The sequence below is a fragment of the Ornithinimicrobium panacihumi genome (assembly GCF_052073805.1).
Classification (GTDB): Bacteria; Actinomycetota; Actinomycetes; order Actinomycetales; family Dermatophilaceae; genus Ornithinicoccus; species Ornithinicoccus panacihumi.
On sequence record NZ_JBQGWG010000009.1, the window covers coordinates 79,727 to 100,173 of the forward strand.

A 20,447-nucleotide genomic window follows, 5' to 3' on the forward strand; every position below is an offset into this window, starting at 1 on the left:
GGGTCAGTCCTTCGTCTTGTTGTCGGCCGGCGGGTATGCGGTCCCGCCGGTTCCGGTGTGCCCGTGCCCGCCGGTCCCCCGCTTCGAGGACGGCAGCTCGGCGACCTCCTCGAAACGAGGAGCGACGACCGGCTGCACCACGAGCTGGGCGATGCGGTCTCCCCGGCCCACCTCGAACGCCTCGGTGCGGTCGGTGTTGATGAGGTTCACCAGGATCTCCCCACGGTAACCGGCGTCGACCGTCCCGGGCGCATTGACCACGGAGATCCCGTGGCGGGCCGCCAGGCCGCTGCGCGGGTGGACGAACGCCGCATAGCCCTCGGGCAGGGCAATGGCGATCCCGGTCGGCACGAGGGCACGCTCGCCGGGGGCGAGCCGCACGGCCTCACGGGCGTGCAGGTCGACCCCGGCGTCGCCCGGCCTGGCCTGCACGGGGACCGGCAGGTCAGGGTCGAGGCGCTGGAGCGCCACCGGGACGGTGAGCATCGTGGGAGTCAGATCGTTGGTGTGGGATGGGTGATGGTGGATGGGTGGTGCCGGTCCGCCGCTGTCGCGGGGTCAGGCCGCGCACTCGGAGCAGACCGGCAGTCCGCCGACCTCCTTGGCCAGCTGGCTGCGGTGGTGCACCAGGAAGCACTTGGAGCAGGTGAACTCGTCCTGCTGACGGGGCAGCACGTGCACCGACAGCTCGACGTTGGACAGGTCGGCACCAGGCAGCTCGAAGCCCTCGGCCTGCTCGGTCTCGTCGACGTCGACGCTGCCGGAGGCCTTGTCGTTGCGGCGTGCCTTCAGCTCCTCGATCGAGTCCTCGTTGAGCTCGTCGTCGGTCTTGCGTGGGGCGTCGTAGTCGGTCGCCATCGTCTCTCCTTCAGTCGGCGTCCAGGGGTTCTCGCCCGGCAGAACGCATATCGCCCCCGTTTTGTGCCCGCACTGCAGGAAGCGATCTCCGATGTGTGTCGTCCGGCGGGATTGTGCCCTATCCGAGGGTGGTCGTGCGACCCGGGGCGCCACGGAGACGTTCCACCTCGCTGCGCAGGAGCTCCTGCGCGGCAGCGCCACCGGCGACCACCATCGCCTCCGACGGCGCGTCCTGGGCGCCGAGGCCGGTGACCACGCCGCCCGCCTCGGTGACGATGAGGACGCCGGCGGCCAGGTCCCAGACGTGGCAGCCGTCCTCGTAGTAGGCGTCCACCCGCCCGGCCGCGACGTGGCACAGGTCCACCGCGGCCGCACCGAGCCGGCGGATGTCACGCACCCGCGGCAGCAGGTCGGCCACGACCGCTGCCTGGCCGGTGCGCACGCCACGGTCGTAGGCGAAACCGGTGGCCAGGAGGGTCTCGCCCAGGTCCGCCACGTCGGTGACGTGCAGGGGCACCGGACCACCGCTGCCGGCCGGTCCGCGCCCCGCCCACGGGAATGCCTCGGTGCCGAACCAGGACAGCCACGCACCTCCTCCCCGGTGGGCGTGGAAGACCTCGTGGGTGGCGGGGTTGGCGACGGCCCCGGCCATCGGTCGCCACGCCCCGGGCGTGGTCGGGTCGCCCTCGACGACGGCGACGGACACCGCATACCCGGGCAGGTCGTAGAGATAGTTGACGGTGCCGTCGATGGGGTCGAGCACCCAGGTCAGGCCGGAGGTGCCGGTGATCCCGGTGCCCTCCTCACCGAGGACCCCGTCGTCCGGGCGCAGCTCGGCCAGCCGGGCACGGAGGTGCTCCTCGGAGCGGGTGTCCATGACCGTCACGACGTCGAGGTCGGTGCTCTTGGTGCGCGCGACGCCAAGGCTGTCGGGGCGCTCCTGCGAGATCAACCGCGCGGCGCCGACGGCGAGGCCGAGGGCGAGTTGGCCGAGGTCGCGCAGCTCACCCCCCCGCTCGGCGTCGGGGCCGTCTGCCGTAGGAGCTCCCGGCACGTCAGTCGCTCCCGCAGGCCGCCGGCCTGTCCACCCGCAGGTTGGGGCAGCACCCCGGGAGGCAGACCGCCGGACGCGGGTCCTGGCCGGGCCAGGTGGGCATGGCCACGTCTGCCCCGCGGGCCTGCGCCGCCCGCTCCAGGACGAGGTCGACCAGCCCGGCGACGAACTCCAGGTCGGTGCCGACGGTGGGCACGCGCAGCAGGTCGATCCCGAGCTCCTGGGCGGTCTCGACGGCCTCGGTGTCCAGGTCGAAGACGACCTCCATGTGGTCGGACACGAAGCCGATCGGGGCCAGGAGGACGTGCTCGACACCGCGCTCCTTGAGCACGGCGAGGTGGTCGTTGACGTCCGGCTCCAGCCACGGCTGGCTCGGCGGGCCGGAGCGCGAGCAGTAGGTCAGGTCGTGCTCGAGCTCCACGCCCAGGGTCCGGGAGGCCTCGGCGGTGATCGCGGCGGCCAGCTCCTGGTGCTGCGCCGAGTAGAGGTTGCCCTCGTCGTCGCCGGGGCCGGAGGTGTCGTCCATGGCGTCGGGGAGAGAGTGGGTGACGAAGACCAGGTATGGGGCCGCGCCCGTTCGATCCATCAGCTGCCGGGCGCCCTCGGTCACGATCCGGGTGTTGGTGCCCGAGAAGCCGGGGTGGTTCCAGTACTGGCGGATCTTGTCGACGAAGACCGTGCGGCCCTCGTCGGCCAGCTCCTGGAGGGAGGTGGCGATGTCCTCGCGGTACTGCCGGCAGGAGGAGTAGCTGGAGTAGGCGCTGGTGGTCACGGCGAGGATGCGCGTCATCCCCTCGTCGTGCGCCTGGCGCAGGGTGTCGGTCAGGAAGGGCTCGGAGTTGCGGTTGCCGAAGAGCACTGGCATCGAGATCTCCCGACGCTCCAGCTCGGCGTTGAGGGCGGCGATGAGCGCGCGGTTCTGGTCGTTGATCGGGCTCTTGCCGCCGAAGTGCAGGTAGTGCTCGGCCACCTCGGCGAGGCGCTCGTCGGGGATGCCGCGGCCCGCGGTGACGCGGCGGAGGAAGGGCATGACCTCCTCGGGCGCCTCAGGGCCGCCGAAGGAGACCAGGACGATGGCCTGGTAGGGCTCCAGCCCCGTGTCCCGGCTCTCGACGAGCGTCTCCTCCAGCACGGCCAGGGTCTCGTCCTCCTCGATCGTGGTGGGGTCGGCGGGGGTGGGCTCCGCGCCGGGCGCGGTGGTGGGCCCTGCGTCGGGGGCGGTGGTGGGCTCTGCGCCAGGCTCGGCCGGGTCGGAGGGGTCGGCGACGGGCTGGGTCATCAGCGTGCTCCTTGGGTGGGGGCGGTCGGGATCTGCAGGTCGAAGATGATGGCAGCGACGCGGATGATCAGCACGAGGCCGACGATCAGCCACATCACCGGGACGGTGAGGACGTCGAAGGAGTCGGCCACGACGACGGCCGTGGCGCCCAGGAGGGCGGGCACCGCATAGACCTCGCGCCGCAGGACCTCGGGGACCTGGCGGGCGAGGACGTCGCGCAGCGCTCCCCCGCCGACCGCGGTGATGCCGCCGACGAGGATCGCGGCCAACGGCGGGGCGTCGAGGGAAAGCGCCTTCATCGCCCCGGAGACCGAGAAGACCGCCAGGCCGACGGCGTCGAGGTACTTGACCGACTGGGAGATCAGACCCAGGCGCAGGTCCGGGTTGCGGCGGCGCAGGTTGGCCAGGGTCGGCTGGAAGGTCACCACGACGACCCCGGCGAGCAGGACGCTGGTGATGTACCAGGGGTTGGTGATGCCCACCGGGGGCACGTCGCCGAGGAAGACGTCGCGGATCATCCCGCCGCCCAGCCCCGTGATCCAGGCCAGGACCGCGATGCCGAAGAGGTCCAGGCGGGCGCGCACGCCGACGAGGCCCCCGGAGATGGCGAAGGCGAAGATGCCCACCAGGTCGAGGACCAGCAGCACGTTGTCGGAGGCGTCGGACATGGCGGGCACAGCGTATCCGCCGGTCCTGGGCGGCGTGGCCTGCCCGCGACGGGCCTGTGGTGATGGCAGAGTTGGGAAGCATGCAGCAGCTGCGTTTCACCGAGCTCGACGAACAGGGTCGCCTGGTCTTGGAGGACGAGTCGGGCACCAGGTTCGCCCTGCCCGTCGACGACCGCATCCGGGCCGCGCTCCGCCCACGACGGGTCGGCTCCGACCCTGAGCGCGCGCAGGCTTCGGCCACGCCGCGCGAGGTGCAGGCGATGATCCGGGCCGGCCAGAGCGCGCAGGAGGTGGCGACCGCGACTGGCTGGGAGCTGGTGCGGGTGCAGCGCTTCGAGGGGCCGGTGCTGGCCGAGCGCGAGCACGTGGTGGGTCTGGCCAAGGCTGCCGCGGTGCGGGCCCACGGGCGCACCGACGGCTCGCACACGCTGGACCGTCGGGTCCGGGAGCGTCTGCAGTCCCGCGGGGTGAACCCCTCCGACATCTCCTGGGACGCCGCCCGCAGCGAGGCGCACGGACCGTGGACCGTGCTGGTGATCTTTGAGGCCGGTGGGCGCGAGCGTCGGGCCGCCTGGCACTACGACGTCGTCGACCGCTCCATCGACGCCCTCGACGACGAGGCGCGCTGGCTGAGCGAGGACGAGCAGGCCCTCCCCGGCGGCCTGGCCGGGCACCCCCTCCTGGGCACCAGCACGGCCGAGGACGAGAGCAACGACCTCATGGCCACGATGCGGGCCCGACGCCAGCGGCGCTCCCGTCGATCGACGGGCAAGGCTGCGCCGTCCGACGGGCCGGAGCAGGGCGAGGAGACCAGCGACGAGCGGGTTGGCGACGACTCGACGCAGGCCAGCGACGCGAAGGCCGCAGAGGAGCATGCTGCTGCTGAGCCTGCACAGGCTGTGTGGCAGGCCGGGCCGGGCCAGACCGAGGGTGGCGAGACCAAGGATGGCGAGACCAAGGGTGGCAAGACCGAGGGTGGCAAGGCCAAGGGACGCCGGCCGTCGAAGCGCTCCCGTCCGGGCCGCGGTGCCAAGACCGGTGCCGGAGGCGGCGGCATGGTCGATGAGGTCCTCCCGCTGGAGGACCTTGCCATGGACGAGGCCACGATGGGCACGCCCCCGGCGGCGCACCCGCGCGGATCCTCCGCCGAGTCCCCGACCCCCGTGCACCCGGATCCCGAGGACGAGCTCGACGTCGACGGGGCGCTCGAGGACGTGGAGGAGCCGGAGGAGTCGGTCGAGGGCGTCTACGCCCGGACCCGTCACGACCCTTATGAGGTCAGCTTCGACGAGTTCTTCGGCACCGACGAGGACTATGACGACGAGGACGAGGGCGAGGACGTTCTTCAGGACGAGCTCGACGATGAGCTGGCGGACGAGGGCGACGACCTCGCCGACGGCGAGCTCGAGGAGGCGACCGGCCTCGCCGCCGAGGACGACGCCGTGGCGCAGCACGAGTCGGACGCCATGTCAGACGCCACCTCGGAGGCCGACCACCCTGCGGATGATGGGGCGCACGACGGCGCTGAGGACGAGGACGAGCACCACGACGAGGTCGAGGACCAGGACGAGGTGAAGGACGGGCAGGAGCCGGCGGATGAGCCCGCCAAGCCCCAGACCCAGCCCTCACGACGCTCTGGCCGGCCGAGCGTGCCGAGCTGGGACGACATCATGTTCGGCTCGGGCGGCAAGAAGCGCTAGCTCCCAGGGATCAGGTGGCCTCTTTCAGCCCCTACGGGTTTGCTCGCCAGGAGCGAGCAAACCCGTAGGGGCCGCGACATGGCCATCCGGGACCGCGATTTAGGCCGAGGGCAGGCCGGGGGCCAGGCCGGGGGGGCAGGCCGGGGGCCAGGCCGAGGGCAGGCTGCGGGCAGGCCGAGGGGAAGGCTCAGTCGGTGCGCTGCTCCGGCGCGGCGGGCAAGGGGCACAGGTCCAGGTCGAAGGGCAGCACGTCCGGCGACATCGACTGGGCTCGTGCGGCAGAGGCGTTCATCCGACGCATGTAGTGGCGTCGGCAGAGCATCTCGTACTCCACCGTGGGCGCGGCCTCCGCGTCGTCACCGTCCGCCGCCACGTCGCCGACCACGACCTGCTCACCCTCGACGACCATGACCCCGTCGACCACGCGGGCGTTGACGGTGGCGTGCTTGCCGCACCAGCACAACGCCTGCACCTGCAGCTGCTGGGTGCGGTCGGCGAGCTCGATGAGCCGCTGCGAGCCCGGGAAGAGCTGGGTGCGGAAGTCCGCGGTGATGCCGAAGGCGAAGACGTCGATGGCCATCTCGTCCACCAGCCGGGCCAGCTGCTCCACCTGGTCGGGGGTGTAGAACTGGGCCTCGTCGCAGATCAGGTAGTCGATCCGCCGGCCGTTCGTGCGCTGCTCCACCACCAGGTCCCAGAAGTCCAGATCGTCGGTGACCTCGAGCGCCGGCTTGGTCAGCCCGAGCCGGGATGAGAGCACCGCCTCGCCGGAGCGGTCGTGCTTGGTGAACAGCAGCCCGGCCCGCCCCCGGGTCGCGTGCGTGTGGTCCATCTGCAGCGCCAGGGTCGACTTACCGCAGTCCATGGTCCCGGTGAAGAAGACGAGTTCGGCCACCGGGGCAGTTTACGCACGGCCCTTCACGCCAGGCCCGGCCGGACCGGACAGGGAGCAGGTGACTCCGACAGTCACTGAGTCACAGGGCCCGATCGCGACCCTGCGGCCCCCTCCCCGCTCATGCCTGGTGCACCAGCAGCGGGATCGCCGTCTCGGCGTCGGTGATCGACCCGTGGTGCCCCCGCAGCCGGAGGACCTCCGGCCTCAGCAGGGTGGAGTCGAGCACGGTGGCGTCGGAGAGCATGGCGACGACCAGGTCCCCCACGCGCCGCTGCACCCCGTCGCGCACGACCGGACCGAACCAGCCGGCCTCGAAGGCCTCCTCACGCCGGAGCACGATCGCGTCCTCCCCCAGCTCCTCCCGCCAGCAGGCCGCGACGTCCTCGACCGCACCCGGCTCGCACCACACCTGAGGAGCGCGCGGCTCCCCCGCCAGCAGGCGCACGCCGTGCCCCAGCACGTCGTCGATCGCGAGATCGCGGCGCCGGTGATGGGGCGCCTCGATCATGCCGTGGTCCGAGGTGAGCACGATGACGGTGCCCTCGGGCACGGTGTCGGCGAGGGAAGCCGCATACCGGTCCAGAGCCTCGACCGCCTCGCCCCACTCCAGACCGTCGGGCCCATGGACATGACCCGTCTTGTCGACCTCGTCCCAGTAGGAGTAGACCAGCGCGCGCCCCTTGCGCCCGGCCCCGGCGAGGGCAGCGAGCACGCCGTCGCGACGTTCGTCGACCGTCTCCGCGTGCCGGTATCCCCCGCCGCGCAACGCCGCCCGGGTGAAGCCGGAGCCGTCGAAGAGCCCGCGGGAGACCGTCGTCATCGTGATGTCGAGCCGGCCGGCCTCCTGGAAGAGGGTGCGGTGGGGCTGGTAGTCCTCCGGCGTCGGTCCCTGCCTCCAGGCCAGGTGGTTGAACAGACGCTGCCCGCCGTCGAGCCCGGTCTGCCAGCCGATGACACCGTGGTCGCCGCAGAGGCGTCCGGTGCCGAGGCTGGTCAGGCTGGTCGCGGTCGTCGAGGGGAAGCCGCACCGGGCGTCCTCGTCCGCGGGGCGCATCGTGCGCAGGAACGGCGCGTGGCCGCTGCGGCGGGCCAGCTGGCGCGACCCCAGGCCGTCGACGAGCAGGATCACGACCCGACGGGTCTCCGGCAGCTGCCAGAGCGGGCTCGCGACGCCGTCGGGGAGGTGGCCACCCAGGGCGAGCAGGGCTGCCGGCACCACGGAGGACAGGCCCGTGCCGGGCGCGGGGGGCTGGTATGCGGCGCGCCCCGCCTCGACCTGGTGGGACTCGCGGCTCATCGACCGAGGCGGGCCGAGAGCTCCTGGGCGAAGGTCAGCGCCTGCTCCAGCCGCTGGACCCCGTCGGCGCCGGCGGATACGCGCACGGAGATGTCGTCACCGGCCACGGTGCCCTCATAGCCGTGGTCACCCTCGCACTCGGGGTCCTCGCACCCGGCCGGGATCAGGTCGACGCGGGCGACCGCGCCCCAGCCCAGGGTCAGGGTGACGGCGCGCCCCTCCAGGCTGCCGTCGTAGTTCTCCGGGTCCGGCACCACATGGGTGAGCATGACGCCGCGGACCTGCCGCAGCGGCACGGTCTCGCTCGTCGCGGTGGCCAGCCGCTGGTGCTCGGGACCCTCGTGGTCGTCGGCGTGGGCGATCACGAGGCGCCGGTCGGTGAGGACCAGCACGGTGAGGTGGTTGCGGACCGCGAGCTCGTCGAAGGTGGTCTCGGCGTGCACGAGGTGGCTGACGACCTGGTCCCGGCCGACCGCGGTCAGGACGACGTCGTGGACGACGGCCGGGAGGTAGCCGGCGCTCTCGATGTCGGCGACGAGCGAGTCAGGAAGGGGCGACCTCAGACGACGGACCATGGACCCATGGTGCCACCTGGGGCACGGGACGCGTCAGCGCCGGGTCAGGAGACCATCGCCCGACGCTCGGCGTCGGTGCGGGTCGGCGCCGGCGCCACCCGGATCGCCGCGCCCAGCACCTCGATGCCGTCCTGGTGGGCCATGACCGGGTTGAGGCGGACGCTGGCCAGCTCGGGGTGGTCGTCGGCCAGCACGGAGACGCGCGCGATCAAGTCGTGCAGCGCCGCCTGGTCGACCGGCATCGCGCCGCGGTATCCGTCCAGCATCGGCGCGGCCTTGATCGAACCGACCATGTCGGTGATGTCCACGTCCGTCAGCGGTGGGAAGCGGTGGGCGACGTCCCCCAACAGGTCGACCGGCACCCCGGCCACGCCGAAGGAGATGACCGGGCCGAACAGCGGGTCCTCGGCCGAGGTGATCTCCACGGCGACGCCGGCGGGAGCCATCTTCTGCATCGCGATCCCATCGGCGCCCATCGGGCTCAGGACCGCATCGAGGTCCCGGTAGGCCGCGCCGACCGCCTTGGGGTGGCGCAGCCCGGTCCGGATCCAGCCCTGCCCCGGCTGGTGCTGCAGCAAGGGCGAGGTCGCCTTGAGCACGACGGTGCCCTTGACCTCCTTGTAGGCCTCGACCGCCTCCTCGTCGGAGCCCAGCGGGATCACGGGCCACAGGGATATGCCGTAGGCCTCCAGGAGCGCAGAGGTCTCCTCGAGGGTCAGGTCGACCCCCTTGGGCGAGCGGGCCAGGGCGGACTCGATGATGTCGTGGACCGTGCGCCGGTTGATCCCCTCGGGGCGGACCCGCTCGCCGTGGTCGGTGCGCAGCCAGTCGGCGTAGTTGGTCGCTGCGGCCAGGGCGCGGACGGCGTCCTCGGGTGTGGGATAGGTGGGGACGCCCGAGCCGGGGGTGACCCCGCGCATGCCCAGGAAGGTCGCGACGCACGGCTTGCCGCTGGCCGCGACGGCCTGGCCGACGGCCTCGACGACCTCGGGGTCGATGTGGGCCACGGGCGGGATGAAGCAGGCTATGAGGGCGTCGACCTTCTCGTCGGCCAGCGCCGCCTCCACGACGCCACGGAAGGCGTCGACCTGGGCCTCGGCGTGCACGGCGACCGGGCCGTGCGCGATCTCCAGCTTGCGGGACCGGGCCGCGGCGGCGGCCAGGGAGCCGAGGGCGTCGCTGTTGGTCACGATCCCGACCCGGCGACCCTCCGGCAGCGGCTGGCTGAGGACCAGCTGGGCCACGTCGAACATCTGGTGGGTGTTGTCGGCCCGGATGACTCCGGACTGGCGCAACATCTGGTCGAAGGCCTCGGGCCGCTCCTGGGTGAGCCGGACCCGGTGCCCGGCGGGCAGCTCCTCGCCGCTGTAGCCAGACTTGATGACCACGACCGGCTTGATCGAGGCCAGCTTGCGGGCGATGCGGGAGAACTTGCGGGGGTTACCCATCGACTCCAGGTAGAGGCCGACGGCGGTGGTCTTCTCGTCGTCGAGCCAATACTGCATCAGGTCGTTGCCGGAGATGTCGACGCGGTTGCCGGCCGAGGCGAAGGAGGAGATGCCCAGGCCGCGGCGGGTGGCCGAGGCCAGCACCGCGATGCCGAGCGCGCCGGACTGGGCGAACAGGCCCAGTCCGCCGGCGGGCGGGACGTGCTCGGGCGCGGCGATCGAGGCGTTGAGCCGCACCTCGGGGTCGTTGTTGATCAGGCCGAAGCTGTTGGGCCCCAGGACGCGCATGCCGTGCCGGCGCGCCCGGGTCAGGAGGCGCTTCTGCAGGCGCACGCCCTCCCTGCCGGCCTCGGCGAAGCCCTCGGAGGCGACGATCACGGCGCGCGCGCCGGCGTCGGCGCACTCGTCGATCGTGGCCAGCACGTCGGCCGCCGGGACGGCGATGACGGCCAGGTCGATCCCGCCCTCGACGTCCTTGACCGAGACGAGGCTGGGGTGACCACCGATCATGGTGCCGGCCGGGGCGCGGTTGTTCACCGCATACACCTCGCCGGTGAAACCGCCGGCGACGATGTCGTCGAAGAAGGCCCGACCGACGGTGTCCTCCCGCCGGCTGGCGCCGATCACCGCCACGCGCCGCGGGTGGAGGACGGCGCGCACCGAGCGGGCCTCGGAGCGGTGCTCGCGGGACATCCGCACCGCGCGGGAGGCGTCGGTCGGCTCGATCTCGAAGGAGACCGCGATGACGCCGTCGTCGAACTCGTGGGCGACGTCGTAGCCCGCGTCCTTGAAGACCCCGATCATCTTGCGGTTCTGCGGGAGGACGTCGGCGACGAACTTCTTGACGCCGGCCTCGCGGCCGATGTCGGCCAGGTGCTCGAGCAGGACCGACCCGATGCCGCGGCCCTGGTGGTGGTCGGAGACGTTGAAGGCGACCTCGGCGACCGAGCCGCCGGACTCGAGACGGTCGTAGCGCCCGACGCCCGCCAGCTTGCCGTTGATCATCATCACCAGGGCGACCCGGTCGACGTAGTCGACGTGGGTGAACCGGTGCACGTCCTTGTCGGAGAGACGCTTGATCGGCGCGAAGAAGCGCAGGTAGATGGACTCCTCGGACTGCCCCGCGTGGAACTCGTGGATGGCGTCGACGTCGTCGGGGCGGATCGGGCGCACGTGCCCGACCATGCCGTCCGACAGGACGACGTCAGCCTCCCACTCCTGCGGGTATCCAGGGGGGAACTCGGAGGCTCCTCCGGCTGGCTGCTGCGCCTGGTCCGTCATGCCTCCACTATCCCACCACGGGGTCAGTCCACGATGACGTAGTGCCAGGTGTCACCCGCGTCGGTGCTCCGGTAGTAGGCGGCCGGGTTGCCGTCGCCCGTCCCGGACGCGGCCCTGGCCAGGTAGGTCGTCCCCGAGCCGAAGACGGGGGACGACAGCCGGCACTCGGTCGAGCGCGGGTGCTCCAGGGTCTGGCGGAAGGTGTCACCCGCGTCGTGGCTGACCCAGACGCCGTCCTGCGCGGCCAGGATGATGTCCTCGCCGTTGCCGGAGGCCAGTCCGCACATGCCCGGGGCCGGCACGGGCGGGGTGCCCAGCGGCTCCCAGGTCGCTCCGCCGTCCTCGGAGCGGAGCAGCTCCACGTCGGTCGGGGCCCCCTCCGGGCCGTAGGCCTGGCAGGCCATGATCAGGTCGTCCTCGCTGCGCGGGACACCGGTGACGTCCGCCCAGGCCAGGGGGCCACCGGAGCACTGCGCGGCGGGCCGCATGCTCGTCGCCTCGCCGCCGTCGACGGGGACACGCCAGAGCATGCCGTCCTCCGGCACCTGGCCCGGCACCGTGAGGTAGACCGCCGACTCGGTCCGACGGATCCCGTCGGGGATGGTCATCATGTCGCCGAGCGTCGTCGCCTCGCCCTCGGTGGCGTCCTCGGTCTGCGGGTCGAGGATGGCCAGCTCGACGTCCGTGCACGACCTTTCCCGGCAGTCTCCGGTGAGCACCATCATCTCGTCGGGCCAGATGTTGACCCTGAGCACCTGCTCGCCGCGGTGCGGCACCTCTGTCCACGTGGCGCCGAGGTCGTCGGAGCGCTTCAGGCCACCCTCGCCCCAGCCCCAGAGGACGTCCTCGGTGCGGTCCACGTTGCTGATGCCCTCGGCGTCGAGCCCGACGGGCTCGCCCCAGGTCTCGCCCCCGTCCTCGCTGAGGTAGAGCATCGTGCACATGGCCCCGGAGCCGTCGTCGCAGAGCTGGGTGCGGATGCTGGCCAGGCTGTTGCCCAGGCCCATCGCCGGGTAGGCCCAGCCACCGTCGACCGCCGGCGGTTGAGGGTCCTCGGTGTCGGTGGGCTCGTCCCCGGGTGTCTCGGGACCACCCGTGGTCTCCTCGCCCGCGTCGGTGGTGCCGGGTGCCGCCGCGTCCGTGGTCGGCTCCTCCGTCGTGGGAGCCGGGGCGGTGCCACCGTCGTCGGTGGGCTCCTCCGTGGTCGGCCCGGTCGTCCCGTCGTCGGAGGGCTCCTCCGTCTCCTGCGGCCCGGTCGACGGCGCGTCGTCGGAGATGGAGACGCTCGGCGGCGCGGGCGAGGGCGGCTCGTCGCCGCCCTTGAAGGCCTGGGAGAGCACGAGCGCGATCACGCCGATGCCGGCCGCCGCGGCGGCTCCGGCCAGCCAGGCCGGACGGCGTGAGCTGCCGCCGCCCCGTGCCTGGCGACGGATGTGCTGCCAGGTCAGGTCGTCGGCCTGGTGCTCGCGGATCTGGGCCCGGTGGGCCTCGAAGAAGTCGCGGACGATGTCTGGTCCGCCCTCGTCGAGCTCTCCGCCGTAGCCGCGGTGGCCGTCGCCGCCATGTCCGTCGCTATGGCCATCGCCGTGGTCGTCGCCGTACGCGTCGCGGTAGTCGTCGCGGTAGTCGTCGCGGTAGTCGCGGTCACCGGAGTCGCCGGTGACGGACAGACGCTCGGTCGCGTCCGCATACCCTCCGCCGTCGTCCCGGAAGCCATCGTGGTCGAATCCCTCGTCCGGGGAGTCGCCCGATTCGTCCCAGCGGTCGCGCCAGTCACGGTGGCGGGGGTCGCGGGGGCCCTGAGGGGGGTAGTCGCCGGTGCTCATCGTGCACTCTCCAGCAGTCGCGCGAGCCGGGCCCGCGCATCGAACAGATCACGCTTGACCGTCCCCTCCGCACGGCCGAGCTCTCGCGCGACCTGACCCACGGTCAGGTCGGCGAAGTAGTGGAGCAGCACGGCCATCCGCTGCCGCTCCGGGAGGGACTCGACGGCGTCGCGCACGCTCAGCACCTGCGCCAGGTCGGCGCCGGGCGTGGCCACGTCGGGGTCGACGACACCGTCCTGGTAGCGCTGGTAGGCGGACGCCTCACGGCCCCGCTTGCGCCAGTGGTCGCGGACGAGATTGCCGGTGGTGGCGTAGAGCCAGGCCCGGGGCTCTTGCACGTCGTCGAACTTCTGCACCAGGCGGACGAACGCCTCCGTGGCGAAGTCGTGCCCGAGGTCCCGGTCGTCGACCAGGTGACTCGCCCAGCCTGCGAGCATGCCGAAGTGGGCCATGTACAGCTCCCTCACACCGTCGTGCGCCGTGACGACTGGTGGAACCATCGAAGTCCCTCCTGGTTGACCGCCCTGACGCCTACCTTCACACACCGCCCACAGCCCGTGCACGCGACTCGCGAGGCAGCGAGCACCGGATCTGACCCGGCTAGGTGCACGACCGACAGGGGTCTGCACCTTCTGAGACGCCGCAGGAGCCACGGCGGTTGGGGGCGTGCCAGGATCTTTGTCATGGAGTTCAAGGACGTGGTGCGCAAGCGCCGGATGGTGCGGGCCTACGACCCGGGCCGGCCGGTGCCGGACGAGCTGGTGGACACCGCGCTGCGGCACGCGATCCGCGCGCCCAGCGCGGGCTTCTCCCAGGGCTGGGACTTCCTCGTGCTGCGTGAGCCTGCCGACCGGGAGCTGTTCTGGACGAGCACGACCGACGGGGGCGACCCGGACTCATGGCTCCGGGGGCTCATGACGGCCCCCGTGCTCATCGTGTGCCTGTCCGATCCCGACACCTATCTCGACCGTTATGCCGAGTCGGACAAGGGCTGGACCGACCGGGACGAGAGCCGCTGGCCGGTCCCCTTCTGGGACGTGGACACGGGCATGGCCGCGCTGCTGATGCTGCTCACCGCCGTGGACGAGGGCCTGGGCGCGCTGTTCTTCGGCGTCCCGGTCGAGCACCACGGGACCGTCCGTGAGGCCTTCGGCATCCCGGACGGTCGGCGCTTCGTCGGCGTGGTCGCGATGGGCTACCCGGCGCCCGACCGGCGCTCCCCCTCGCTGAGGCGCGGGCGTCGCCCGGTGGAGGAGGTGGCCCACGAGGGGCGGTTCGGGACCCCGTGGGTCAGGAACGCACCATCCTGACGGCCGCCCCGACGGCCAGCACCACACCGACCCCGAGCACCAGGACCGACGCCGCGCTCATGAGCACACCGTCGGGCGCGAAAGCCTTCATGACGGGGCCGGCCACGACGATGAGCAGCGCGGCGAGCGCGAGCAGGATCTCGGGACTGTGGTCGAACGGATGGGCCAGCTGGGCGGCGATCGAATCGTTCCTGCGGTGCTGCGGTCGGACGCTCTCTGCGGTGGTCATGCCGATACCCCTTCCGTGAGGTGGGGGACGACGCCCCCTGCGCGCCGTCCTCACACCCATAGATGTCCGGAGGGGGTGGTTTGGTTGTGCCTCCCGGTCAACCGTTACCGGAACGTGACCTTCACGGGGGTGAGCTGTGCGGGGGTGAGCTGTGCGGTGGTGAGCTGTGCGGTGGTGAGCTGGGCGGTGGTGAGCTGCTCCCGTGGTGAGCTTCGCGCAGGGGTGAGCTTCCTCATACCAAGGAGAGGAAGGAATCCACCTCGGCCCGCGTCGGCGCCGTCGCGGGACCACGACGGGTGACCTTGATCGCCCCCGCGGCGTTGGCGCGGCGCGCCGCCTCCAGCCAGGGGGTGTCGAGCGCACGCTCGGCGCACAGCACCCCCGTGTGGGCATCGCCCGCCCCGTTGGTGTCGACCGGCGTCCGGGGGAAGCCGGGGACGTAGGTCGTCGAGCCGTCCACCCGGACGAAGCAGCCCTCGGGCCCGTCGCGAACGATCACCACGGCATCCTCGGGCAGCCGCTCGACCACCGCGGCGCAGGAGGCCTCGACGTCCTCGACGCCGGTCAGCTCGCGGGCCTCCTGGGCGTTGGAGGTCCACACGTCGGTGAGCGCGAGGATCCGTCCGGCGAGGTCGGTCGGCATGTCGGCGAGCGCGGCGCCGGGGTCGAGCACGACGTCGACGCCCTCCTCCAGGCCCTCGAGCCAGGCCAGCAGGGGATCACGGGTGGGCGGGTAGAGGCTGTAGCCCGTCACGCACACCAGGTCGCCCGCCCGCGGGGCGCTGGTCTGCAGGGACCCGACGCTGATCTGCCGCTCGGCGCCGTAGGTCGTCACGAACGTCCGCTCGGCGCTGGGCTCGACGAGCACGACGCAGATGCCGGTGTCCTGACCCTCGACGGGCGGCGCCGTCACGACCACGCCCTCGTCGGCCAGCGCGCGGCGGATGAGCTCGCCGTTGGGTCCGTCACCGTGGGCACCGGCGTGCAGCGCCTCGGCACCGGTCCGGGCGGCCGCGAGGAGGATGCTCACCGCTCCCCCGGCGTAGCGCCGGTAGCTCGAGGCGTTGACGTTGCCCCCTCGCACCGGGAGGCCGGGGACCTCGAGGACGACGTCGACCAGGGCCTGCCCGGTGTGGATCACTCTGCCGCTCACGGGAGCCAGCCTGCCACGATGTCCCCATGAGCACCGCTACCTCCCGCGTCCTGTCCGGCCTCGACCAGATCCGTCCCTGGCTCGAGGACCTCTACACCCACCTGCACGCCCACCCCGAGCTGTCGATGGCCGAGCACGAGACGGCCGCTCGGGTCGTTGCCGAGGTGGAGGCTTTCGTGGAGGGCCTGGGATCTGCGGGTATGGGGTCACGCCCCGAGGTCGAGACCGTGACCGGCATCGGGGGCACCGGGGTCGGGGTCGTGGTGCGCAACGGCGAGGGTCCGACCGTGCTCGTCCGCGCCGACATGGACGGCCTCCCTGTCGAGGAGGACACCGGCCTGCCCTACGCCTCGACGGTGCGCACGACCAACCGTGAGGGCGAGACGGTCCCGGTGATGCACGCGTGCGGGCACGACACCCACGTCGCGACCCTGCTCGGGTCGCTGCGTCTGCTGCTGGCCGAGCCGGAGAGCTGGTCGGGGACGCTGGTCGCGGTCTTCCAGCCGGCGGAGGAGCAGTACAACGGCGCCGAGGCGATGGTCGCCGACGGCCTGGTCGACAAGCTCCCCCGCCCCGACGTCGCGCTGGGCCAGCACGTCCTGCCCGGGCCGGCGGGGTCGGTCCAGGTGGCGGGCGGGCCGATCATGGCCAGCTGCGACGACTTCCGGATCACGCTGCGCGGCAAGGGCGGTCACGGCTCGGCGCCGCACACCGCGATCGACCCGGTCGTGATGGCGGCCTCCCTGGTGATGCGTCTGCAGACCGTGGTCTCGCGTCAGGTGTCGCCGCGGGCGACGGCGGTGGTCACGGTCGGGCGGATCGTGGCCGGCACCAAGACCAACATCATCCCCGAGCACGCGGTCCTGGAAGGGACGGTGCGGACCTACGACGACGCCGTGGCCGCGCACTGCCTGGAGGTCATCGAGCGGACCGCCCGCGCCGAGGCCGCCGCCTGGGGCGCCCCGGAGCCGGGCTTCGAGACCTTCGACCACCTGCCCGTCACCGACAACGACCCCGCCACCACCGACCGGGTCCGCCAGGCGCTGACCGAGGAGCTGGGGGCCGAGATGGTCCGCGAGTTCGAGCCGGAGATGGGCAGCGAGGACTTCTCCGAGCTGCCCAACGCCTGGGGCGTGCCCTACTGCTACTGGGGATTCGGCGCCTTCGACGCCGTCGAGTGGGCGGCGAAGGAGGCGGAGGGCCGCACCGGCGACTTCCCCGACAACCACTCCCCCTACTTCGCCCCCGTCATGCAGCCGATGCTCGACACGGGCGTGCGGGCGATGGTCGCCGCCACGATGGCCTGGGTGGGCCGCTGACCGGCGATCCGCCCAACTGCAACCTCGGCAGATGCCAGATCTGGCGCCATCGGGCAGGTTTGGCGACATCGGCGGTGCCGCAGGGCTTGACCAGCACGTCAACCGGCCAGATACCGGCCCGACCGGCCGGTTATAACTGGCCGGTCGGGCCGACATCTGGCTGGTTGACGCTGACGGCAGGTTCAGCCCGGGGACGGAACAGCGCGTCTCTCGCCTAGAGGCGGCTGGGGAGGGCGATGCGGCGGGCCCATACGGCCATCCAGCCGGCGCCGGCGAGCGCCAGGCCACCTACGGCCAGGACCGCGGCCTGGGTGGAGGCGACGACGAGCAGCAGGGAGACCAGGCCAGGTCCGCCGAGGACACCCACGCTGGAGAACAGCGCCCAGATCCCCAGGAAGCGGGCACGCCCCACGGCCGGGCTCAGGTCGGCACCGATCGTCATGTTGATCCCGGCGCCGAGCCCGTTGCCGACCGACATGACCACGACCGCGGCGACGACGCCCCACCAGCCGTGCGCCAGCGGCAGCACGAGGAACCCGCTGCCGTAGACGACCAGGCAGGTGATGAGGATCGGCGAGCGTCCCAGGCTGTCCTTGAGCCGCCCGGCGGGGAACATCAGCACGACCTCGACCGCGGCACCGATGGCGACCGCCAGCGAGATCTGCGAGGCGGTCAGACCGACGTGCACGCCCCAGAGCTGGATCAGCACCGGCTGGGCGACGCGCGCCACGGCCAGGGTGCTGATGGCGATGCCCGCCAGGAGCACCGCGTCCCACCGCACGTCCAGACGCCCCATGAAGCGGGACCCGTTCCCCGTCCCCGTGGGCGGCGGGCCGCTCAGCGGTGGGGCGCTCAGCGACGGGGCGCTCAGCGACGGGGACTCCGGTGCCGCCCGGGCTAGGCGCTGCTCGGCCGCCTCACCCCCGAGGCGCGGACTGAGCAGGATCGCGACGGCGAGGAGGCTGCATACCGTGGACAGCACGTAGACCGACCACAGCGGCGCGACGAGCATGAGCAACCCGCCCAGCAACGGTCCCCCAAGCGCGCCGATGCGCATCGTGCCGCCCAGCGCCGTCATCGCCCGCCCGACCTCGCGGGTGGGGACGCGCTCGGCGACATAGGCCTGCCGCGCCAGGCTCCAGACGTTGACCGCGGGGGCGCGCAGGAAGGTCGCGGCCATGAAGAGCGCCAGCGCCCCTCCCCCGCCCCACACCATCGACGCCACGACCACCGCGGTCAGCGCGGCGGCGGCCAGGGTGGCCAGGGTCATCGCGCGGTGGTCGCCGACGCGGTCGATGAGGTGGCCGGCCGGGACGGTGGTGGCCAACGAGATCGCGCCGACGATCGCCACGATGAGGGCGGCGAGCGAGGCCGAGGCGCCCAGGTCCATCGCGGCCAGCACCGAGACGGGCACGGTCGCACCGGCGGCCACGCCGAAGAGGACCGAGGGGGCCAGGACGGGCCAGAGGAGGCGGCGATACATCGAGGGGTGGGGCGCCCCGGTCGCGGCCCCCGTCACGTCCCCAGCACCCGCGCCTTGGCGGCGCTGAACTCCTCCTCGGTCAGCAGCCCGGCCTCGCGCAGGCGACCCAGCTCGGTCAGGTGGCCGATGAGCAGGTCGGCCTGAGCCACCCGCTCGTCGCCCTCCTGGACCTCCGGCGGGCCACCGGCCTGGGGGTCGTGGTCCTGCGGGTCGGGACCATGGCGAAGCGGCCCCAGCCCAGGAGTCTCCAGGCGGAGCATCCGGCCCCCGGCGCGGGCCGCGGCCCACGTCTCCTCGAACAGGTCCAGCGTCTCGGCCTTGGTGTTCAGGTAGCCCAGGGGCAGAGAGTCACCCTCGAGCGGCACGGCGTGGACCGTGCCGTAGCGCAGCACGCCCTTGCGCTGCACGAAGACCTCCTGCAGCTCGGACAGCTCCAGCGACTCGACCAGGTGGCGGGCGCCGTTGCTGACCGGGCTCAGGCTGAACACGCGTGCGTCGGTGAGCACGAGGACCTCGACGTCACCGCTGAAGCGCGACAGCGCGAAGATCCCGACCACCTGCTCCCCCGCGCGGCACTCACGTTGCGCGGAGGTGCGGATCTCGGCGAGCTTGGACCTGGCCAGGGTGGGATCGACGCGCACGCCCCCATCCTGCCCCACACGGGTCTACTGGGCGGTCCAGCCCCCGTCCATCGTGTATGAGGTGCCCGTCACCATCCCGGCGTCGTCGGTCATCAGGAAGGAGGCCAGCGCGGCGATCTCGGCCGGCTCGATCAGCCGCTTGACCGCCGACCGGGTCAGCATGATCTTCTCCACGACCTCGCTCTCGGGGATCCCGTGGGTCCTGGCCTGGTCGGCGATCTGCGCCTCGACCAGCGGGGTCCGGACGTAGCCGGGGTTGATGCAGTTGGAGGTGACGCCGTGCGGGGCGCCCTCCAGGGCCGTCACCTTGGACAGTCCCTCCATCCCGTGCTTGGCCGAGACGTAGGCCGACTTGAAGGCCGAGGCCCGCAGGCCGTGCGCCGAGGAGACGTTGATGATGCGGCCCCAGCCCTGCTCGTACATGTGCGGCAGCGCGGCGCGGATGAGCAGGAAGGGCGACTCCAGCATCAGCCTCTGGATGAGCCGGAAGTCGTCGGGCACGAACTCGTGGATCGGCGCGACCCGCTGGATCCCGGCGTTGTTGACCAGGACGTCGCACTCGAGCTTGAGGTCCTCCAGCGCCGCGGTGTCGGCGAGGTCCACGACCCAGGTCCGACCTCCGACCTCGTCAGCCATCTTCTGGGCGGCGTCGGCGTCTCGGTCGGCGACCACGACGGTGTGCCCGTCCGCCGCGGCGCGGTGGGCGATGGCCGCCCCGATCCCGCTGGCTCCTCCGGAGACCAGAACTGTGCGTGTCGTCATGGAAGTAGGTCTACACCATCGTGCGGGGCTCAGCGTGCATCTGGGAGCCGCATCCCGCGGACCAGCTTGACCACGGTCCACGCCAGGACCACCAGGTAGGCGATGAGCAGGGCGATGATCACCCAGCCCACGGTCGTGATGTCGTTGTCCGCGCAGGTGTCCACCCCCTCGGAGGTGACCTCGCACTGCTCCCAGGCGGTCATGCCCGCGAAGCCGACCACGACCATGGCGATCGGCATGGCGGCGCCCAGGACGATCCCCGCCCATGCCTTGAGGGTCGGTGTCCAGCGCCGGGCGGTGAAGACCATGACCAGTCCGACGATCCACATGGGGATCGCGAGCGGCCAGAGGATGAAGAGCACCGCGGCACCGAGGAGCAGCGCGATGGCGGCGGCCTCGCGCGCCCCCGTGTCGGGCCTGTCGGTGCCCGGGACCGGGCCGGGCTCCGGGCGGGCGCCGACCGCCGCGTCGACGAGCTCGGCCGGGTCGCCGAGACGGTCGATCGTGTCCCGGACGGTGGCCTCGTCGGCCTGCGGCCCGAGGGCCTCGGCGAAGTGCTCACGGATGTTGGCCTCGAGCTCTCGCCCCTCATGGGCGGGCAGCCGGGTCGCCTCCTGGTGCAGCCGGTCGAGGTAGTCACGCACGAGTGGGTGGTCGAGCATGCTCATC

The 20,447-nt window shown here is 72.3% G+C and carries 21 protein-coding genes; 3 read left to right on the forward strand and 18 right to left on the reverse strand.

The features are described from left to right. Positions 1-3: 3 nt before the first annotated feature. The 5 genes from dut to ACTMMA_RS10235 all read right to left on the reverse strand — a co-directional run bounded on the left by dut (position 4) and on the right by ACTMMA_RS10235 (position 3,859). Positions 4-486 carry a dUTP diphosphatase gene (gene dut / locus ACTMMA_RS10215; RefSeq protein ID WP_441190021.1) on the reverse strand — a complete coding sequence of 161 codons (483 nt, stop codon included), beginning with the start codon at positions 484-486 and terminating at the stop codon, positions 4-6. A gap of 72 nt (positions 487-558) precedes the next feature. Continuing rightward, complete coding sequence (locus tag ACTMMA_RS10220; protein WP_441190022.1) at positions 559-858, reverse strand: DUF4193 domain-containing protein; 300 nt, start codon at positions 856-858, stop codon at positions 559-561. 118 nt (positions 859-976) lie between these two features. After that, positions 977-1,912, reverse strand: a complete 936-nt coding sequence (locus tag ACTMMA_RS10225) for an inositol monophosphatase family protein (RefSeq protein WP_441190023.1) — start codon at positions 1,910-1,912, stop codon at positions 977-979. Position 1,913: 1 nt separating this feature from the next. Next, entirely contained in the window at positions 1,914-3,191 is a 1,278-nt protein-coding gene (locus ACTMMA_RS10230) for a ferrochelatase (protein WP_441190024.1), read from the reverse strand. After that, positions 3,191-3,859: a trimeric intracellular cation channel family protein gene (locus tag ACTMMA_RS10235; protein ID WP_441190025.1), complete on the reverse strand. Its 669-nt coding sequence runs from the start codon at positions 3,857-3,859 to the stop codon at positions 3,191-3,193. Before ACTMMA_RS10235 ends, ACTMMA_RS10230 begins: the two co-directional genes overlap by 1 nt. Before the next feature lie 80 nt (positions 3,860-3,939). Here ACTMMA_RS10235 and sepH point away from each other — a divergent pair, with 80 nt between their 5' ends. Further along, positions 3,940-5,559 (forward strand): septation protein SepH, encoded by a 1,620-nt coding sequence (gene sepH / locus ACTMMA_RS10240; RefSeq protein WP_441190026.1) that lies wholly within the window; start codon positions 3,940-3,942, stop codon positions 5,557-5,559. A gap of 187 nt (positions 5,560-5,746) precedes the next feature. On the opposite strand, the gene ACTMMA_RS10245 is transcribed toward sepH, so the two are convergent. From ACTMMA_RS10245 to ACTMMA_RS10270, 6 genes are all read right to left on the reverse strand, one after another. After that, entirely contained in the window at positions 5,747-6,454 is a 708-nt protein-coding gene (locus ACTMMA_RS10245) for a thymidine kinase (RefSeq protein ID WP_441190027.1), read from the reverse strand. A 118-nt stretch (positions 6,455-6,572) separates the two neighbouring features. After that, positions 6,573-7,751 carry an alkaline phosphatase family protein gene (locus ACTMMA_RS10250; protein WP_441190028.1) on the reverse strand — a complete coding sequence of 393 codons (1,179 nt, stop codon included), beginning with the start codon at positions 7,749-7,751 and terminating at the stop codon, positions 6,573-6,575. Further along, positions 7,748-8,326, reverse strand: a complete 579-nt coding sequence (locus ACTMMA_RS10255) for a DUF5998 family protein (protein ID WP_441190029.1) — start codon at positions 8,324-8,326, stop codon at positions 7,748-7,750. The genes ACTMMA_RS10250 and ACTMMA_RS10255 overlap by 4 nt, the downstream gene beginning before the upstream one ends. 44 nt (positions 8,327-8,370) lie before the next feature. After that, on the reverse strand, positions 8,371-11,055 hold the full coding sequence (locus ACTMMA_RS10260; protein WP_441190030.1) for a bifunctional acetate--CoA ligase family protein/GNAT family N-acetyltransferase: 2,685 nt from the start codon (positions 11,053-11,055) through the stop codon (positions 8,371-8,373). A gap of 23 nt (positions 11,056-11,078) precedes the next feature. After that, complete coding sequence (locus ACTMMA_RS10265) at positions 11,079-12,881, reverse strand: WD40/YVTN/BNR-like repeat-containing protein (RefSeq protein WP_441190031.1); 1,803 nt, start codon at positions 12,879-12,881, stop codon at positions 11,079-11,081. Then, on the reverse strand, positions 12,878-13,381 hold the full coding sequence (locus ACTMMA_RS10270) for an RNA polymerase sigma factor (protein ID WP_441190032.1): 504 nt from the start codon (positions 13,379-13,381) through the stop codon (positions 12,878-12,880). The genes ACTMMA_RS10265 and ACTMMA_RS10270 overlap by 4 nt, the downstream gene beginning before the upstream one ends. Positions 13,382-13,564: 183 nt before the next feature. Between ACTMMA_RS10270 and ACTMMA_RS10275 the strand changes: the two genes are divergently transcribed. Continuing rightward, positions 13,565-14,191, forward strand: a complete 627-nt coding sequence (locus ACTMMA_RS10275; RefSeq protein WP_441190033.1) for a nitroreductase family protein — start codon at positions 13,565-13,567, stop codon at positions 14,189-14,191. Here ACTMMA_RS10275 and ACTMMA_RS10280 read toward each other — a convergent pair. From ACTMMA_RS10280 to ACTMMA_RS10290, 3 genes are all read right to left on the reverse strand, one after another. Then, entirely contained in the window at positions 14,172-14,420 is a 249-nt protein-coding gene (locus ACTMMA_RS10280; RefSeq protein WP_441190034.1) for a hypothetical protein, read from the reverse strand. The genes ACTMMA_RS10275 and ACTMMA_RS10280 overlap by 20 nt on opposite strands. Positions 14,421-14,524: 104 nt before the next feature. Then, positions 14,525-14,656: a hypothetical protein gene (locus ACTMMA_RS10285; RefSeq protein WP_441190035.1), complete on the reverse strand. Its 132-nt coding sequence runs from the start codon at positions 14,654-14,656 to the stop codon at positions 14,525-14,527. Further along, on the reverse strand, positions 14,653-15,573 hold the full coding sequence (locus ACTMMA_RS10290; protein ID WP_441190036.1) for a PfkB family carbohydrate kinase: 921 nt from the start codon (positions 15,571-15,573) through the stop codon (positions 14,653-14,655). The genes ACTMMA_RS10285 and ACTMMA_RS10290 overlap by 4 nt, the downstream gene beginning before the upstream one ends. A gap of 26 nt (positions 15,574-15,599) precedes the next feature. Here ACTMMA_RS10290 and ACTMMA_RS10295 point away from each other — a divergent pair, with 26 nt between their 5' ends. Further along, positions 15,600-16,892, forward strand: coding sequence for an amidohydrolase (locus tag ACTMMA_RS10295; protein WP_441190037.1), 1,293 nt, complete (start codon positions 15,600-15,602; stop codon positions 16,890-16,892). Positions 16,893-17,106: 214 nt separating this feature from the next. Here ACTMMA_RS10295 and ACTMMA_RS10300 read toward each other — a convergent pair whose 3' ends face one another. The 4 genes from ACTMMA_RS10300 to ACTMMA_RS10315 are packed head-to-tail and all read right to left on the reverse strand — an operon-like array spanning position 17,107 to position 20,440. Beyond that, positions 17,107-18,411, reverse strand: coding sequence for an MFS transporter (locus ACTMMA_RS10300; protein WP_441190038.1), 1,305 nt, complete (start codon positions 18,409-18,411; stop codon positions 17,107-17,109). Continuing rightward, complete coding sequence (locus ACTMMA_RS10305) at positions 18,408-19,016, reverse strand: SHOCT domain-containing protein (protein ID WP_441190039.1); 609 nt, start codon at positions 19,014-19,016, stop codon at positions 18,408-18,410. The genes ACTMMA_RS10300 and ACTMMA_RS10305 overlap by 4 nt, the downstream gene beginning before the upstream one ends. 24 nt (positions 19,017-19,040) lie before the next feature. Then, on the reverse strand, positions 19,041-19,778 hold the full coding sequence (locus ACTMMA_RS10310) for a 3-hydroxybutyrate dehydrogenase (protein ID WP_441190040.1): 738 nt from the start codon (positions 19,776-19,778) through the stop codon (positions 19,041-19,043). A gap of 29 nt (positions 19,779-19,807) precedes the next feature. After that, on the reverse strand, positions 19,808-20,440 hold the full coding sequence (locus tag ACTMMA_RS10315; protein WP_441190041.1) for an HAAS signaling domain-containing protein: 633 nt from the start codon (positions 20,438-20,440) through the stop codon (positions 19,808-19,810). Between the last annotated feature and the right edge of the window lie 7 nt (positions 20,441-20,447).